The organism is Bacillus tequilensis KCTC 13622 (assembly GCF_000507145.1).
Classification (GTDB): domain Bacteria; phylum Bacillota; class Bacilli; order Bacillales; family Bacillaceae; genus Bacillus; species Bacillus tequilensis.
Window position 1 is genome coordinate 1 of sequence record NZ_AYTO01000042.1, and the last position, 3,295, is coordinate 3,295.

1 rRNA gene is annotated in these 3,295 nt (G+C 52.6%); it reads right to left on the bottom strand.

The features are described 5' to 3' along the window. Positions 1-163: 163 nt before the first annotated feature. Positions 164-3,091: ribosomal RNA gene (locus V756_RS0121275) — 23S ribosomal RNA — on the bottom strand. Positions 3,092-3,295: the final 204 nt, after the last annotated feature.

The following is a 3,295-nucleotide window of genomic DNA, read 5'->3' on the forward strand; positions in this document are numbered from 1 at the left end:
CGGGTGTGACCTCTTCGCTATCGCCACCAAACAAATGCCTTCAGGATGAAGGTACTGGGCGTTTCTCACAGGATGTGAGAGCCCTTAGCGGAGTTTCCTTGCTTTTCCGCTATTAGAGAGTGTTCTCTCAAAACTAGATAACAGGTATGACATCATTCAACATGTGGTTAAGTCCTCGATCGATTAGTATCTGTCAGCTCCATGTGTCGCCACACTTCCACCTCAGACCTATCAACCTGATCATCTTTCAGGGATCTTACTTCCTTGCGGAATGGGAAATCTCATCTTGAGGGGGGCTTCATGCTTAGATGCTTTCAGCACTTATCCCGTCCGCACATAGCTACCCAGCGATGCCCTTGGCAGAACAACTGGTACACCAGCGGTGCGTCCATCCCGGTCCTCTCGTACTAAGGACAGCTCCTCTCAAATTTCCTGCGCCCGCGACGGATAGGGACCGAACTGTCTCACGACGTTCTGAACCCAGCTCGCGTACCGCTTTAATGGGCGAACAGCCCAACCCTTGGGACCGACTACAGCCCCAGGATGCGATGAGCCGACATCGAGGTGCCAAACCTCCCCGTCGATGTGGACTCTTGGGGGAGATAAGCCTGTTATCCCCGGGGTAGCTTTTATCCGTTGAGCGATGGCCCTTCCATGCGGAACCACCGGATCACTAAGCCCGACTTTCGTCCCTGCTCGACTTGTAGGTCTCGCAGTCAAGCTCCCTTGTGCCTTTACACTCTGCGAATGATTTCCAACCATTCTGAGGGAACCTTTGGGCGCCTCCGTTACCTTTTAGGAGGCGACCGCCCCAGTCAAACTGCCCACCTGACACTGTCTCCCCGCCCGATAAGGGCGGCGGGTTAGAAGGTCAATACAGCCAGGGTAGTATCCCACCGATGCCTCCACCGAAGCTGGCGCTCCGGTTTCCAAGGCTCCTACCTATCCTGTACAAGCTGTACCAACATTCAATATCAGGCTGCAGTAAAGCTCCACGGGGTCTTTCCGTCCTGTCGCGGGTAACCTGCATCTTCACAGGTACTATAATTTCACCGAGTCTCTCGTTGAGACAGTGCCCAGATCGTTGCGCCTTTCGTGCGGGTCGGAACTTACCCGACAAGGAATTTCGCTACCTTAGGACCGTTATAGTTACGGCCGCCGTTTACTGGGGCTTCAATTCGCACCTTCGCTTACGCTAAGCGCTCCTCTTAACCTTCCAGCACCGGGCAGGCGTCAGCCCCTATACTTCGCCTTGCGGCTTCGCAGAGACCTGTGTTTTTGCTAAACAGTCGCCTGGGCCTATTCACTGCGGCTCTCTCGGGCTTGCACCCTAACAGAGCACCCCTTCTCCCGAAGTTACGGGGTCATTTTGCCGAGTTCCTTAACGAGAGTTCTCTCGATCACCTTAGGATTCTCTCCTCGCCTACCTGTGTCGGTTTGCGGTACGGGCACCTCTCACCTCGCTAGAGGCTTTTCTTGGCAGTGTGGAATCAGGAACTTCGCTACTATATTTCGCTCGCCATCACAGCTCAGCCTTATGGGAAACGGATTTGCCTATTTCCCAGCCTAACTGCTTGGACGCGGATATCCAATACCGCGCTTACCCTATCCTCCTGCGTCCCCCCATTGCTCAAATGGTGAGGAGGTGGTACAGGAATATCAACCTGTTGTCCATCGCCTACGCCTTTCGGCCTCGGCTTAGGTCCCGACTAACCCTGAGCGGACGAGCCTTCCTCAGGAAACCTTAGGCATTCGGTGGAGGGGATTCTCACCCCTCTTTCGCTACTCATACCGGCATTCTCACTTCTAAGCGCTCCACCAGTCCTTCCGGTCTGGCTTCACAGCCCTTAGAACGCTCTCCTACCACTGTTCGAAGAACAGTCCGCAGCTTCGGTGATACGTTTAGCCCCGGTACATTTTCGGCGCAGAGTCACTCGACCAGTGAGCTATTACGCACTCTTTAAATGGTGGCTGCTTCTAAGCCAACATCCTGGTTGTCTAAGCAACTCCACATCCTTTTCCACTTAACGTATACTTTGGGACCTTAGCTGGCGGTCTGGGCTGTTTCCCTTTCGACTACGGATCTTATCACTCGCAGTCTGACTCCCAAGGATAAGTCATTGGCATTCGGAGTTTGACTGAATTCGGTAACCCGGTAGGGGCCCCTAGTCCAATCAGTGCTCTACCTCCAAGACTCTTACCTTGAGGCTAGCCCTAAAGCTATTTCGGAGAGAACCAGCTATCTCCAGGTTCGATTGGCATTTCACCCCTACCCACACCTCATCCCCGCACTTTTCAACGTGCGTGGGTTCGGGCCTCCATTCAGTGTTACCTGAACTTCACCCTGGACATGGGTAGATCACCTGGTTTCGGGTCTACGACCACGTACTCATGCGCCCTATTCAGACTCGCTTTCGCTGCGGCTCCGCATCTTCTGCTTAACCTTGCACGGGATCGTAACTCGCCGGTTCATTCTACAAAAGGCACGCCATCACCCGTTAACGGGCTCTGACTACTTGTAGGCACACGGTTTCAGGATCTCTTTCACTCCCCTTCCGGGGTGCTTTTCACCTTTCCCTCACGGTACTGGTTCACTATCGGTCACTAGGGAGTATTTAGCCTTGGGAGATGGTCCTCCCGGATTCCGACGGAATTTCACGTGTTCCGCCGTACTCAGGATCCACTCAGGAGAGAACGAAGTTTTGACTACAGGGCTGTTACCTTCTATGGCGGGCCTTTCCAGACCTCTTCATCTACCTCGTTCTTTTGTAACTCCGTACAGAGTGTCCTACAACCCCAAGAGGCAAGCCTCTTGGTTTGGGCTGATCCCGTTTCGCTCGCCGCTACTCAGGGAATCGCATTTGCTTTCTCTTCCTCCGGGTACTTAGATGTTTCAGTTCCCCGGGTCTGCCTTCTCATATCCTATGTATTCAGATATGGATACCACTCCATTACGAGTGGTGGGTTTCCCCATTCGGAAATCTCCGGATCAAAGCTTGCTTACAGCTCCCCGAAGCATATCGGTGTTCGTCCCGTCCTTCATCGGCTCCTAGTGCCAAGGCATCCACCGTGCGCCCTTTCTAACTTAACCGTTAAAAAGAATCACTATGTGATATCTTGTCTTACTAATTGAATGTGATGTCTACTGTTATCTAGTTTTCAAAGAACACGTTTCGAAGGAATGATCCTTCAAAACTAAACAAGACAGGGAACGTTCTGTTTATAAGACCCAAGGTCTTATATTCCGTATATATCCTTAGAAAGGAGGTGATCCAGCCGCACCTTCCGATACGGC